This window comes from Micromonospora sp. NPDC005299, assembly GCF_042872345.1.
Taxonomy (GTDB): Bacteria; Actinomycetota; Actinomycetes; order Mycobacteriales; family Micromonosporaceae; genus Micromonospora.
This window is the reverse complement of the sequence record NZ_JBIAKG010000007.1, coordinates 328936-342774: the sequence shown is the minus strand read 5'-3', so window position 1 is coordinate 342774 and position 13839 is coordinate 328936. Positions and strand designations below refer to the sequence as shown.

Below are 13839 nucleotides of genomic sequence, written 5' to 3'. Positions count from 1 at the left end.
TGGAGGATTGCTCCGGCGGCGCTTACGGAACCCTTATCTCCTGCCTGGGACCGTATGCGGGACGGATGACGGAGCACGGGGAGCGGACAGCGGTGCGGGTGTTGGTGGCGGACGACGAGCGGTTGCTGGCGGACACGGTCGCCGAGGGGCTGCGTCGGTTCTCGATGGCGGTCGACGTCTGCTACGACGGCGACGGCGCGCTGGAGCGGATCGGGGTCAACCGGTACGACGTCGCGGTGCTGGACCGGGACATGCCCGGCGCCACCGGCGACGAGGTGTGCCGCAGCCTCGCCGGGTCCGACGCCGGCACCCGGGTGCTGCTGCTCACCGCCGCCGCCGGTATCCGGGACCGGGTGGCGGGCCTCGGACTGGGCGCCGACGACTACCTGACCAAGCCGTTCGCCTTCGCCGAGCTGGTGGCCCGGGTGCAGGCGCTGGGCCGGCGGTCCGCCCCGGCGGTGCCGCCGGTCCTCAAGCGGCACGGGGTGATGCTCGACGTGGCCCGGCACACGGTCACCCGGGACGGGCGGCCGCTCGGCCTGAGCCCCAAGGAGTTCGCCGTCCTGCACGTGCTGATGCGTGCCGGCGGCGGCGTGGTGAGCGCCGAGGAACTGCTGGAGCAGGCCTGGGACGAGTTCGCCGACCCGTTCACCAACGCGGTGCGGGTGACCGTGATGACCCTGCGCAAGAAGCTCGGCCAGCCGTCGGTCATCCACACCGTGCCGAAGGCCGGATACCGGATCGGCGAGCCGGCGTGACGCCCCGCCGTCGCATCCTGCTGGTCGGGGTGCTCGCCCTGCTCGTCGGCTACTGGCTGCCCGGCCTCGGCAAGTGGCTGCTCGGCCAGGTGTGGTGGCGGGCCCACGAGTTCTGCGACGTGCAGACGGTCGGCGCGGTGTGCGACCCCGCCCGCCCGTTCGTCCCGCTGCTTCCCGGGCTGGCCGAGCTCCTGGTGCTGCTGGCCGGCGCGGTCGCCATCTGGGCCGCGGCCCGCTGGTGCCTGCGCCCGGTGCGCGACCTCGCCGACCCGATCGCCGACCTCGGGCCGCAGAACCTCGGGCACCGGATCCGCCGCGGCGGCCGCGACGAGCTGGCCCGGCTGGCCCGCGCCATCGACGACATGATGGACCGGGTCACGGCCGGCTACGAGGGGCAGCGGCGGTTCGCCGCTAACGCCTCGCACGAGCTGCGTACGCCGCTGGCGGTGCAGCGGACGCTCATCGAGGTCGGCATGGCCCAGTCGCTCACCGGCGAGCAGCTCGACCTGCTCACCGCCCAACTACTGGCCACCAACGAGCGCAACGAGCGGCTCATCGAGGGTCTGCTGGCGCTCAGCGAAAGTGACCAGGGGCTGCGCTCCTCCACCCCGCAGCGCCTCGACGAGATCGTCACCACCGTGCTGGCCGCGTACGGGGACCGGGCGGCCGAGGCCGGGGTGGCGGTGGAGAGCCGGCTGGCGCCCCGGGTCGTGCCGGGCGAGCGGGTGCTGCTGGAGCGCCTGGTCAGCAACCTGGTGGAGAACGGCATCAAGTACAACCGGCCGGGCGGCCGGCTCACCGTCACCGTCGGCGGGGACCCGGCGCTGACCGTCACCAACTCCGGCCAGGCCGTGCCGGGCGAGGCGGTCGCCGGCCTCTTCGAACCCTTCCGGCGCCTGGCCCGCGACCGGACCAACCAGGGCGGCGGGGCCGGGCTCGGCCTGGCCATCGCCCGCTCGATCACCCAGGCGCACGACGGCATCATCGCCGCCCGGCCCGGTGAGGACGGCGGCCTGCGGGTCGACGTCCAGCTACCCGCCGTGCGCTGACCCACCCCTTCCGACCATCGGGAGCCGCCGTCGCGGCATCCCGCGATGCCACCTGCCCTGAAACGACCGACGGCGTACGACGCCGGGAGAGGAGACCGCTGTGCCGACCCGTACGGAACAGCCGGCTGGCCGGGTGGTCTGGGCCGACGTGGCCAAGGGTGCCTGCATCATCCTCGTGGTGCTCTGGCACGTCATCGTCAAGCACTACCTGCGGATCGACTGGCGGATCGACCTGCCGGTGCCCGGAGCCTGGGGGCTGCTCGGCGAGCAACTGCTCCCGCTGCGGATGCCGCTCTTCTTCACCCTCTCCGGGATCTTCTCGGCCAACGCCGTCGCCCGGCCGTGGCGGGTCGCCGGCCGCCCCCGGATCGCCCGGAACCTCTACCTCTATGCCACCTGGCTGCTCATCCACACCGCCCTGCTGGCCCTCGTGCCGGACTTCCCGACCGACCGGGCCACCAGCCTCGACGGCCTGCTGGCCCAGCTCACCGTCACGCCCTCCAACCTCTGGTACCTGTACGCGCTGGCGCTCTACTTCGCGCTGGCCAAGGCGCTGCGCCGGGTCCACCCGGCGGTGCTGCTCGTGGCCGCGGGCGCGCTGTCCGCCGTGGCCGCCACGGGGCTGCTGGACAGCCCCGGCAACCGGGGGCAGGTCTACCAGAACCTGGTGTTCTTCCTGGCCGGCGTGCACCTGCGACCGCACCTGCAGCGCTGGGCAGCCGGTGCGAGCGCCCGCCGCCTGGCCGGGACCGGCACGGCGTACGCCGTCGCGCTGGCCGCCATGGCGCTGGCCGGGACCGAGGGCTGGCCCGGCGTCCGGCTGCTCGTGTCGGTCGTCGCGGTGGCGTTCGGCGTCACGGCGGCGGCCCGGGTGGCCCGGCTCCGGGTGGTCGGCGGGGCGCTCGCCCGGCTCGGCCGCCGGACGCTGCCGATCTACGTGATCCACATGCCGGTGCTGGCGCTGCTGCACCGTCTCCTCGCCGGCCCGGTCGCCGACCTGAACCGACCGGGCCGGGCGCTGCTGGCGGCCGGCTACCCGGTCCTGCTCACCGCCGTGGTGCTGGCGCTCAGCCTGGCCGTCCACCGCGGACTCACGGCGGCCGGCGCGCGCTGGCTGTTCGACCTGCCGCGCCGCGCCGGCACCGACCACAACCGAGAAGGAGTGACCATGTCCCGCAGCCCCAACCCGGCCCTGCCGGACCGGGCCCGCGTCGAGGAGGCGGCCTGGTGGCTGTCCGGCCGGGTGGTGCGTACCCCCGTGCTGAACTGCCCGGCGATCGACCGGCTGGCCGGCGCCCGGATCCTGCTCAAGGCGGAGAACCTCCAGACCGGGGGCTCGTACAAGATGCGCGGTGCGATGCTGGCCGTGGGCCGGCTCGCCGCGGACGGCCACACCGGGGTGGTCGCGCAGAGCACCGGCAACCACGCGGTGGCGGTGGCGCTGGCCGCCCGCCGGCACGGGCTGGCCGCAACCGTGGTGCTGCCGGTCGACGCGGCGCCGGTCAAGGTGGCCCGGGCCCGGGCGGCCGGGGCCCGGGTCGTCCTCGCCGGCACCACCGTCGAGGAGCGGCTGGCCGTCGCCCGGCAGCTCGCCGACGCCGACGGTCACCCGCTGGTCGACGCGTACGACCACCCGGACGTGGTGGCGGGACAGGGCAGCGCCAGCCTGGAGCTGATCGAGGAGGCGGAGCGCGCCGGCACCCCGCTGGACGCGCTGGTGGTGCCGGTGGGCGGTGGCGGCGGCGTCGCGGGGGCCTGCCTGGCCGCCGCCGGCACCCCGATCGAGGTGTACGGCGTCGAGCCGGTCGGCTGCGACTCGCTGGCCCGCAGCCTCGCCGCCGGCCGGCCCACCCCGGTCGTCCCGGCGCCCACCATCGCCGACGGGCTGCGCCCGAGCTGCGTCGGCGACCTGCCGTTCGCGGTGGCGCGGGACGCCGTCCGGGGCGTCGTGCGGGTCGACGACGACGCGATCGCCGACGCGTTCCGGCTGCTCCTGCTGGAGCTGAAGGTGCTCGTCGAGCCGGCCGGAGCGGCCGGGCTGGCCGGCGCGCTGCGGCTCGCGGCCCGGCCGGGCGACCCCGACGGCGCGCCGCTGCGGGCGGGTGCCCCCGACGGCGGGCGGCCGGGGCGGTACCGGACGGTCGGCGTGGTGCTGACCGGCGGCAATGTCGAGGCGGAGCTGGTGGCCCGGCTGGCGGGCGGACCCGTCGCCGACCTGGCTCGGATGGAAGGAGTGGCGGCGTGAGCGCAGCGGTACGGATCGGTGTCCTGTTCGGTGGCCCGTCGGCGGAGCACGAGGTCTCCTGCGCCTCGGGGCTCGGCGTGGCCCGGGCCCTGGTCGAGCGGGGCCACGAGGTGGTCGCGCTCGGAATCACCCGCACCGGCGGGCTGCGGCTGGTGCCGGAGCCGGTGCTGGCCGAGCGCTGCGCGAGCGTGGGCGCCGGGCGAGCCATCGACGACCGGCTGCCGGTGACCGGCCCGGCCGTGGAGCTGCGGGCGGGGGCGCGCGCCGGCACGGTGGCGGTCACCGCGGCCGACGCGCCCGGGGCGGTGCACGCCGAGCTGGACGTGGTCTTCCCGGTCCTGCACGGCCCGTACGGGGAGGACGGTGTGGTGCAGGGGCTGCTCGAATCGCTCGGGGTGCCGTACGTCGGGTGCGGGATCCTCGCCTCCGCCGTCGGGATGGACAAGGTGGCGATGAAGCGGGCGCTGCGGGCCGAGGGGGTGCCGACCACCCCGCACGTCTGGTTCGACGCGCCCACCTGGCGGGCCGCGGAGGACCCGGAGAAGCTGGTCGTCGGGCTGCGCCGGCCGCTGTTCGTCAAGCCGGCCCGGATGGGCTCCTCCATCGGCATCTCCCGGGTGGCCGAGGGCGATGACCTGGCGGCGGCGGTCGAGGAGGCGCTCCGGCACGACCACGTGGTGCTGGTCGAGCAGGGTGTGACCGGCCGGGAGCTGGAGTGCGGCGTGCTCGGCGGCTGGCACCCGGAGGCGTCGGCGGTCGGCGAGGTCCGGGTCGCGGGCGGCTGGTTCGACTACCGGCAGAAGTACTTCGGCGACGCCGACCCGATGATCGTCCCGGCGCCGCTGCCCGACGAGGTCACCGAGCGGATCCGGGAGCTGTCCGTGCGGGCGTTCACGGCGATCGGCGGCTGGGGTTTGGCCCGGGTCGACTTCCTCTACGACCCCTCGACCGGCGACCTGTTCGTCAACGAGCTGAACACCCTGCCCGGCTTCACGGCGCACTCGATGTACCCGAAGGTGTGGGCCGAGTCCGGCGTCGACTACCCCGAGGTGGTGGACCGGCTGGTCGCGCTCGCCTTCACCCGGCACGAGGCCCGGCCGGGCGTACGTCCCGAGGGTGGTGCGGCATGATCCTGCTCTCCGATCCCCGGGTCGCCGCCGTGTCCAGCCGGGACGACGGCGATCCGCTGATCGATCTGCGGGAACTGCCCGAGCTGCGGCTGGACACCCGGGCCGCCGACCCCTCCGGGGCGTACGCCCGGGTGCGGCGCGGGGTCGCGGACCGGTTGCTGGCCGCGCAGCGGGCGCTGCCGGCCGGCCTGCGCCTCCTGGTCGTCGAGGGGTACCGGCCGTACCGGGCGCAGCTTGACATCTTCACCGGCTACCGGGACGAGCTGCGCCGGCGCTACCCGGACTGGCCGGCGGACCGGCTGCACCGGGAGACCACGAAGTTCGTCTCGCCGGTCGAGTTGGCGCCGCACAGCACCGGCGGGGCGGTCGACCTCACTTTGTGTGACGCGGACGGAATCGAGTTGGACATGGGCACCGCCCTCGACGCCACCCCGGAGGAGAGCGCCGACGCCTGCTTCACGGCGGCCCGGCACATCCCGGTGAGCGCGTGGCGGAACCGGCAGGTCCTGGTGGCGGCGCTGAGCGGGGCAGGGCTGGTGAACTACCCGACCGAGTGGTGGCACTGGTCCTACGGGGACCGGTACTGGGCGCTGATCACCGGCGCGCCACACACCCGTTACGGTCCGTTGTGATCCGTCGTCCCGACTGAACGGTCCGGCCCTCCCGTCCGTACCACGCGTCGAACGAGACCACCGGACGACGGGAGAGACAACGTGAAGGTGCAGCGCAAGCACGTGCTGGCGGCGACCGTGGCACTGGCCGCCTCGGCGGTCGTCGCGGTGGGCACGGGGATGGGGTTCGCGGAGACCACCCCGGCCGGGCAGTCGGCCTGTGCGGGGTCGGTGACCTTCTCGGCGGAGGGCGGGGCGCCGGCTGCCACCAGCGACCGCTTCCCGGTGGGCACCCGGCTGCGGGTGACCAACCTGGACAACCGCAAGGTCGCGACGGTCACGGTGACCGGCCCGTCGGGCAGCTGCGTACTGCTCAACGCCGCGGCCATGGACCTGGTCCGCGAGCCGGGCAAGAACGTGATCCGCCGCAACCTGGTCGAACGCCTCGACGGCGGCGCCCCGGTGACCGGCGCGGCCGGGCCGGGTGGTGGCGCCCCGATCGGCGAGGCCCGGCCGGGTAACGCCCAGCCCGGCGGCGCGCCCGCCAGCGTCTGCAGCGGGGCGATCACCTTCTCCGCCGAGGGCGGTGCGCCGGCCGCCACCAGCGGGCAGTTCCCGGTGGGCACCCGGCTGCGGGTGACCAACCTGGACAACGGCAAGGCGGCGACCGTGACCATCACCGGGCCGTCCGGGAGTTGCGTGCTGCTCAACGCGGCGGCCATGGACCTGATCCGGGAGCCGGGCAAGAACCTGGTCCGCCGCAACGTGGTGGAGCTGCTGCGCTGACCCGGCCCGGCAGGGTGGGTGGCGCGGCCACCCGCCCTGCCGGAGTGCTCAGGCGATCCGGCGGATGCGGCGGAGGGCGAGGTAGAGCAGGAGGGCGGCGAGGGCGACGAAGATGCCGGTCTCGATCCACTGGAACAGCCAGAACCGGTCTGCGGGCTGGTAGAGCTCCCAGTTGTAGGCGCCCGGTCCGGCGCCGAGTTCGGCCCCGCAGCGGCGGCCATCCGGTCCCTGGCCGCCCGGCGGGCACATGATCCGGGTGTCGGCCGCCACCATCTTCCCGTCGGCGTTGCGCACACCGCTGGCGAGGACCCAGTTGCCCCGGGACTCCTGCAGCGGTTCGGTCCCCTCGATCGGGAAAGTGAGGGTGCGGGCGGGCTGGTAGTGCGGTCTGGCCAGGATCGCCACCGCCGCCCGGACCCCGATGAACGCGGCCAGGGTGACGCCCATGGCGGGCAGCATCCGGCGCCAGAGGGTGCCGGCGAAGATGCCGAGCGCCACCGCGAAGAGGGTGTAGCCGATCGGGGCGATGCCCTGCAGGTCGAAGACGATGAAGCCGAGGCGGCCCTCGTGCGCGGCCTGGGTCAGCGGGCTGACCCACCAGGCCATGCCCAGTCCGTAGCCGATTGCCAGGGTCACCGTGACGACGACGGCCAGGCCGAACTTCACCAGGGACCACCGCGTCCGGCCGACGCCCTGCGTCCAGGCGAACCGGTGCGTGCCGTGCTCCACCTCCCGGGCGACCAGCGGGGCGCCCCAGAACAGACCGACGAGCACCGGCAGGACGACGAGCAGGACCGCCACCAGGTTCAGGCTCTGGTACCGGTTGGTGAACTGCCGGAACGCCGACTCACAGCCGTTCGCGGTGACCGGGTCGGTCTGCGAACGCGCCAGCTGACTGACGCAGTCCGGCAGCCCGAGCTCGGTGAAGCTGTGCCGCATCGACAGGCCGATCGGGATCATCAGGGCCGCCAGCGCGGCGAAGCCGAGGAGGGTGAAGAGCAGCTGCTTGCGGTGCTGCCGCCAGGCCAGCCAGATCATGCCGGCACCTCCCAGGCTGCGTGGCTCGTGGTGGTCTCACTCTCGGCGAGGTACGCCAGCACGAGGTCTTCCAGCGTCACGTCGTGCACCGTCCACTCCGGAGAAAGGACCTCGCCGCTCGTACGGACCAGCAGCGTTGACTGCCGGGCGGTGTGGCTCGCCCGGACCACGACGTCGACCCCCTCGATCGGTTCGCCGCCGTGCCGGGGCCCGACCAGCTGCCGGTGTGCGGCGACCAGGTCGTCGACCGCGCCCACCAGGTGCACCCGGGCGGCCTGCAGCACGACCAGGTAGTCGCAGACCCGTTCCAGGTCGGCCAGCAGGTGCGAGGAGAGCAGCACGGTCGTCTCGGAGTCGGCGACGCTGCCCATCAGCGACTGCAGGAATTCCCTGCGCGCCAGTGGATCGAGGCTGGCGACCGGTTCGTCGAGGAGCAGCAGCCGGGGCCGCTTCGCGAGTGCGAGCGCCAGCGCGACCTGCGCCCGCTGGCCGCCGGACAGCTTGCCGACGGGCAGCTTCGGCGGGATGCCGAGCTGGGCCAGCCGGTTGCGGGCGAGCGCCGCATCCCAGCGCTTGTTCATCCGTCGGCCCAGCTCCACCAGCTCGGCCGCGGTGAAGTCCCGGTAGAGCGGGGTGTCCTGGGCGACGAAGCCGATCTCCGGCAGCACCGACGGGTTGGCGTACGGCGCTTCGCCGAAGATCCGCACCGCGCCGGCGTCCGGCCGCAGCAGGCCGACCGCGAGGTGCAGCAGGGTGCTCTTGCCGGCACCGTTGGGGCCGACGAGGGCGGCGATCCGCCCGGCGGGCAGGCGCAGCGAGCAGTCCCGCAGCGCCCAGGTTCTTCCGTACCGTTTGCCGAGCTGCTCGGCCTCCAGCGCGATCTCCATCAGCTGTCCTCTCATCCTGCTGAGGCGGGTTCGGCGCGCGTCGTGCCGGCCCGCATGGTGGTCTCGACCAGGGCGGTGACGTCTTCCGGGGTGAGCCCTGCGGCACGGGCGCGGTGCAGCCAGGCCACCAGCTCCTCGCGAAGCTCGGCCTGATCGGCCAGCGACGAGCCGGCGAGGGTCCGGCGGACGAAGGTGCCGACGCCGGGGCGTCCCTCGACCAGACCTTCGATCTCCAGCTCGCGATACGCCTTCAGCACCGTGTTCGGGTTGATGGCCAGCGACTGCGCGACATCGCGGACCTTCGGCAACTGGTCGCCAGTCGTCAGCAGCCCCACCCGCAGGGCCTGTTTGACCTGCTGGATCAGCTGCACATAGGTGTTCACCTTGGACCGGCCGTCCAGTACGAACTCGATCACGCGACGCCCTTCTATTGTCCTACGACAGTAGGACTATAGAACAGGATGGCGGTGGACGGGGCCCCTGTGGAGGGTTGGACGTGTCGGAGGCCGGCCGTACCGTCTCGGCCGTGGGCATCCTGACCGAATACTTCGCGGCCACCCCGGCCCGGGCGCGGGCCGCCGCCGGGACCGGGCCGGGCGACGAGCTGGATCCGCTGCGATGCAGGAACGTCGAGCCGTTCGTGCTGGGCGGCGCGCTGTGGGAGGTGATCCGCGCGGGGCGGCTCGGGTCGCCGCGCGCCGGGCTGCACGCCGGCGGGGAGCGGGTCGACGGCCACGACGACGAGGGGCCGTACCTGATCCGGCTGGTGCCGGACTTCGTGGCCGAGCTGGCGGCGCTGCCGGACGAGCGTCTGCGGCCGGTCGCGGCCGAGTGGCGCACCGCCGAGGAGTGGCTGGGCTCGCCCGACACCGAAACCCTCGCGGAGCTGGTCACCGGGCTGCGCCGGGTGGCGCGGGCGGCGGGCGCGGAGGGGCTCGACGGCTACTGCTGGATGTGTCTCTAGGCCGGGGGAGAGTGGAACACCACGGGCGGCACCTGGGGGGATTGACGCCCGTGGTGTCCCACGATCGCGGCTGACCACGGTCAGCCGAAGGCGGCCTCCAGGATGTCCAGGCCACGGGCCAGCTCGTCGTCGGAGATGACGAGCGGGGGCAGGAAGCGCAGCACGTTGCCGTAGGTGCCGCAGGTGAGGGTGAGCAGACCGGCGGCGTGGCAGGCCGCCGAGATCGCCGCCGTGGCGACCGGGTCCGGGGTCAGCGTGCCCGGCTGGACGATCTCCACGGCGAGCATGGCGCCCCGACCGCGTACCTCGGCGACGCGCGGGTCGCGGGCGGCGATCGCGCGCAGCCGGTCGACCATGACGGTGCCGATCCGCCGGGCGGCGGCCGCCAGGTCCAGCTCGTGCATGGTCTCGATGGCCGCGAGCGCGGCCGCGCAGGCGATCGGGTTTCCCCCGTACGTCCCGCCCAGGCCGCCGACGTGCACCGCGTCCATCAGCTCGGCCCGGCCGGTGACCGCGGCCAGCGGCAGCCCGCCGGCGATGCCCTTGGCCAGGGTGACCAGGTCCGGTTCGACGCCCTCGTGCTGGCAGGCGAACCAGTCGCCGGTCCGGCAGAACCCGGTCTGGATCTCGTCCGCGACGAACACCACTCCGGCGGCGGTCGCCCACTCGCGCAGCGCCGGCAGGAACCCCTCGGCCGGCACCACGAAGCCGCCCTCGCCCTGGATCGGCTCGATCAGCAGCGCCGCCACGTTCTCCGCGCCGACCTGCTTCTCCACCATCTCGACGGCCCGCGCCGCCGCGGTCGCACCGTCGAGACCGCCGTCGCGCAGCGGGTACGACATCGGCACCCGGTAGACCTCCCCGGCGAACGGCCCGAACCGGTGCTTGTACGGCATGTTCTTCGCGGTCAGCGCCATGGTCAGGTTGGTCCGGCCGTGGTACGCGTGGTCGAAGACCACCACCGCGGGCCGCCCGGTGGCGTGCCGGGCGATCTTCACGGCGTTCTCGACCGCCTCGGCGCCCGAGTTGAACAGCGCCGAACGCTTCTCGAAGTCACCCGGGGTCAGCGCGTTGAGCTGCTCGCAGACCGCCACGTACGACTCGTAGGGCGCGACCATGAAGCAGGTGTGCGTGAACCGCTCGACCTGCGCCCGGACCGCCTCGACCACCCGCGGGGCGGAGTTCCCCACGTTGGCGACCGCGATGCCGGCCGCGAAGTCGATCCACTCCCGCCCGTCGACGTCGGTGATCGTCCCGCCGCCCGCGCGGTCGACGTAGGAGGTGATCGTGCTGCCGACGCCCCGGGCGACGGCCGCCCCGCGGCGCTTGTGCAGGTCCTCGCTCGACATGGGTCAGCCCTCGATGTTGTGCATGACGTGCTTGATCCGGGTGTAGTCCTCCAGGCTGTAGACCGAGAGGTCCTTGCCGTGCCCGGAGTGCTTGAAGCCGCCGTGCGGCATCTCGGAGACGAACGGGATGTGCGTGTTCACCCAGACGCAGCCGAAGTCCAGTCGGCGCGTCATCCGCATGGCCCGGCCGTGGTCCTTCGTCCACACCGAGGCGGAGAGGCCGTAGTCCACGCCGTTGGCCCAGCGCACCGCCTCGTCCTCGTCGGAGAAGCGCTGCACGGTGATGACCGGCCCGAACACCTCGTCCTGGATGATCTCGTCGGCCTGGCGGACCCCGGAGACCACGGTCGGTGCGTAGAAGTAGCCGCGCTCGCCGACCTGGGAGCCGCCGGTCTCGACGTTCGCATGGTCCGGCAGCCGGTCCACGAACCCGCGTACCCGGCTGAGCTGGTTGGCGTTGTTCAGCGGGCCGTAGAGCACGTCCTCGTCGTCCGGCGCGCCGGTCTTCGTGTTCCGCGCCTGCTCGGCGAGGGCGGCCACGAAGTCGTCGTGAATGCCAGGGCCGGCGAGCACCCGGGTGGCGGCCGTGCAGTCCTGGCCGGCGTTGAAGTAGCCGCCCACCGCGATCGCCTCGGCCGCCGCCGCCACGTCCGCGTCGTCGAAGAGCACCACCGGGGCCTTGCCGCCCAGCTCCAGGTGGGTCCGCTTGAGGTCCGGCGCGGCCGCCGCGGCGACCTCCATACCGGCGCGGGTCGAACCCGTGATCGAGACGAACTGCGGGGTCGGGTGCGACACCAGCGCCCGGCCGGTGTCCCGGTCGCCGCAGACCACGTTGAACACGCCCGGCGGGAGGAACTCGGACGCGATCTCGGCCAGCAGCAGCGTCGACACCGGGGTGGTGTCCGAGGGCTTCAACACCACCGTGTTGCCCGCCGCCAGGGCCGGGGCGATCTTCCAGACCGCCATCATGAGCGGGTAGTTCCAGGGCGTGACCTGGGCGCAGACGCCGATCGGCTCGCGCCGCACGTAGGAGGTGTGCCCGGCCATGTACTCGCCGGCTGAGCGCCCCTCCAGCAGGCGGGCGGCGCCCGCGAAGAACCGGAACTGGTCCACCGCCGGCGGCAGCTCCTCGTCGGCGGTGAGCTGGCGGGGCTTGCCGGTGTTGCGGACCTCCGCGTCGACCAACTCGGCCGCCCGGGACTCCACCGCGTCGGCGAGCTTCAGCAGGGCCTTCTGCCGCTCGCCCGGCGTGGCGTCCCGCCAAGTCTCGAACGCGGCGGCGGCCGCCTTCATCGCCGCGTCCACGTCCGCCGCGCCGGAGACCGGTGCCTGGGCGAACACCTCGCCGGTGCACGGGTCGACGAGGTCGGCGAAGCCGCCGTCCACCGGGTCGACGTACTCGCCGTTGACGAAGTTGCGCAGCTGCTGCTGATCGCTCATCAGAATTCTCCGAGGGGGGCCGGGAGGAAAGTCAGCGGAGGTTATCGCAATCTGACTGCCATCTTGGCTACTGAATCCGAGGCAGACAAGGGTTTGGGCAACTGTTTCCGCGCGGCCTTGCGTGGTCTACGCTGCCGAGCGTGGAGCCGAGAGCCTTCTATGTCGCCGGCCGCCCCGCCCACGGCGAGGGTGAGCTGACCGTCACCCACCCGTACGACGGCCGCACGGTGGGGCGTACCACCCTCGCCACGCCCGACCAGGTCGAAGCCGCCGTCGCGGCAGCCGCCGGAGTGGCCGCGGCGGCCGCGGCCCTGCCCGCCCACGTCCGCGCGGCCGCCCTCGACCACGTCTCCCGGCGGCTGGCCGACCGGGCCGACGAGGTCGCCGCGCTGATCACCGCCGAGAACGGCAAGCCGGTGAAGTGGGCGAAGGCCGAGGTGAGCCGGGCGGTCTCCACCTTCCGCTGGGCCGCCGAGGAGGCCCGGCGCTTCTCCGGGGAACTGCAACGCCTCGACACCGACCCGGCCGCCACCGGGCGGATCGCGCTGGTCCGGCGGGCGCCCCGCGGTCCCGTCCTGGGGATCGCGCCGTTCAACTTCCCGCTGAACCTGGTCGCGCACAAGGTCGCCCCCGCCATCGCCGTCGGCGCCCCCATCGTGGTCAAGCCGGCCCCGGCCACCCCGCTCTCCGCGCTGCTGCTCGGCGAGATCCTGGCCGAGACCGAACTGCCCGAGGGGATGTTCTCGGTGCTGCCGCTGCCCAACGAGCGCGCCGCCGAACTCGTCGCCGACCCACGGCTGCCGGTCGTGTCGTTCACCGGCTCCGGGCCGGTCGGCGCGGCAATCCGCCGGGCCGCCCCCGACAAGCACGTCACCCTCGAACTCGGTGGCAACGCCGCGGCCGTGATCTGCGAGGACTGGTCGTCGGACGGGGACCTGACCTTCGCCGCCCATCGGATCGCCACCTTCTCCAACTACCAGGCCGGGCAGTCCTGCATCGCGGTGCAGCGGGTGTACGTGCACGAATGGCTCTACGACGGCTTCCTGCCCCGGCTTGTCGCGGCCGTCGAGGAATTGCGCACCGGCGACCCCGCCTCCGAGTTGACCGACGTGGGGCCGCTGGTGTCCGTCGAAGCGGCCGAACGCGTCGAGGCGTGGGTCGACGAGGCTGTCGCCGCCGGGGCCACCATCGAGGTAGGCGGTCGGCGGGACGGCGCCACCTACCCGCCGACCGTGCTCAGCGGGGTGCCGTCGTCGGCCAAGGTGTGCACCGAGGAGGTGTTCGGGCCGGTGCTGGTGGTCGCCCCGGTCACCGACGCCCAGGCCGCGTTCGCCGCGGTCAACGACTCGGCGTACGGGTTGCAGGCCGGCGTCTTCACCCACAACCTCCAGACCGCGTTCCTCGCGGCCCGGACCCTGGAGGTCGGCGGAGTGATCGTCGGGGACGTGCCGTCGTACCGGGCCGACCAGATGCCGTACGGCGGGGTGAAGGGCTCGGGCGTGGGGCGGGAAGGGCTGCGCAGCGCCATGGACGACTACACCGAGCCGCGCGTCATGGTGCTCACCGGGGTGAAGCTGTAGCG

At 73.7% G+C, this 13839-nt stretch carries 13 protein-coding genes; 8 read left to right on the top strand and 5 right to left on the bottom strand.

The genetic code is table 11. From position 1 onward, the window contains the following. Positions 1–92 precede the first annotated feature (92 nt). The 6 genes from ACFYPD_RS22050 to ACFYPD_RS22025 all read left to right on the top strand — a co-directional run bounded on the left by ACFYPD_RS22050 (position 93) and on the right by ACFYPD_RS22025 (position 6579). Entirely contained in the window at positions 93–758 is a 666-nt protein-coding gene (locus ACFYPD_RS22050) for a response regulator transcription factor (RefSeq protein WP_387116524.1), read from the top strand. Continuing rightward, positions 755–1807: a sensor histidine kinase gene (locus tag ACFYPD_RS22045; RefSeq protein WP_387116439.1), complete on the top strand. Its 1053-nt coding sequence runs from the start codon at positions 755–757 to the stop codon at positions 1805–1807. Before ACFYPD_RS22050 ends, ACFYPD_RS22045 begins: the two co-directional genes overlap by 4 nt. Before the next feature lie 100 nt (positions 1808–1907). After that, entirely contained in the window at positions 1908–4052 is a 2145-nt protein-coding gene (locus ACFYPD_RS22040) for a pyridoxal-phosphate dependent enzyme (RefSeq protein WP_387116436.1), read from the top strand. Beyond that, on the top strand, positions 4049–5182 hold the full coding sequence (locus tag ACFYPD_RS22035; protein WP_387116433.1) for a D-alanine--D-alanine ligase family protein: 1134 nt from the start codon (positions 4049–4051) through the stop codon (positions 5180–5182). Before ACFYPD_RS22040 ends, ACFYPD_RS22035 begins: the two co-directional genes overlap by 4 nt. Then, positions 5179–5814 (top strand): M15 family metallopeptidase, encoded by a 636-nt coding sequence (locus ACFYPD_RS22030; RefSeq protein ID WP_387116430.1) that lies wholly within the window; start codon positions 5179–5181, stop codon positions 5812–5814. Before ACFYPD_RS22035 ends, ACFYPD_RS22030 begins: the two co-directional genes overlap by 4 nt. 81 nt (positions 5815–5895) lie before the next feature. Further along, complete coding sequence (locus ACFYPD_RS22025; protein WP_387116427.1) at positions 5896–6579, top strand: hypothetical protein; 684 nt, start codon at positions 5896–5898, stop codon at positions 6577–6579. Positions 6580–6627: 48 nt separating this feature from the next. On the opposite strand, the gene ACFYPD_RS22020 is transcribed toward ACFYPD_RS22025, so the two are convergent. From ACFYPD_RS22020 to ACFYPD_RS22010, 3 genes are read right to left on the bottom strand one after another with little or no spacing between them, the layout of a single operon-like run. Further along, the gene (locus ACFYPD_RS22020) at positions 6628–7617 is read right to left on the bottom strand and encodes an ABC transporter permease (RefSeq protein WP_387116424.1); all 990 of its coding nucleotides are present in this window, start codon (positions 7615–7617) and stop codon (positions 6628–6630) included. Continuing rightward, positions 7614–8504 (bottom strand): ABC transporter ATP-binding protein, encoded by an 891-nt coding sequence (locus ACFYPD_RS22015; RefSeq protein WP_387116521.1) that lies wholly within the window; start codon positions 8502–8504, stop codon positions 7614–7616. Before ACFYPD_RS22015 ends, ACFYPD_RS22020 begins: the two co-directional genes overlap by 4 nt. Before the next feature lie 11 nt (positions 8505–8515). After that, complete coding sequence (locus ACFYPD_RS22010; protein ID WP_387116422.1) at positions 8516–8920, bottom strand: GntR family transcriptional regulator; 405 nt, start codon at positions 8918–8920, stop codon at positions 8516–8518. 110 nt (positions 8921–9030) lie between these two features. On the opposite strand from ACFYPD_RS22010, the gene ACFYPD_RS22005 reads away from it, so the two are divergent. Then, on the top strand, positions 9031–9468 hold the full coding sequence (locus ACFYPD_RS22005) for a hypothetical protein (RefSeq protein ID WP_387116419.1): 438 nt from the start codon (positions 9031–9033) through the stop codon (positions 9466–9468). 80 nt (positions 9469–9548) lie between these two features. On the opposite strand, the gene gabT is transcribed toward ACFYPD_RS22005, so the two are convergent. Together gabT and ACFYPD_RS21995 are read right to left on the bottom strand one after the other, a co-directional pair. Beyond that, positions 9549–10817: a 4-aminobutyrate--2-oxoglutarate transaminase gene (gene gabT, locus ACFYPD_RS22000; protein ID WP_387116416.1), complete on the bottom strand. Its 1269-nt coding sequence runs from the start codon at positions 10815–10817 to the stop codon at positions 9549–9551. 3 nt (positions 10818–10820) lie between these two features. Continuing rightward, the gene (locus tag ACFYPD_RS21995) at positions 10821–12257 is read right to left on the bottom strand and encodes a gamma-aminobutyraldehyde dehydrogenase (RefSeq protein ID WP_387116414.1); all 1437 of its coding nucleotides are present in this window, start codon (positions 12255–12257) and stop codon (positions 10821–10823) included. A 140-nt stretch (positions 12258–12397) separates the two neighbouring features. Here ACFYPD_RS21995 and ACFYPD_RS21990 point away from each other — a divergent pair, with 140 nt between their 5' ends. Next, a complete protein-coding gene (locus ACFYPD_RS21990) occupies positions 12398–13837 on the top strand; it encodes an aldehyde dehydrogenase family protein (protein ID WP_387116411.1) in 1440 nt (479 codons plus the stop codon). Positions 13838–13839 lie beyond the last annotated feature (2 nt).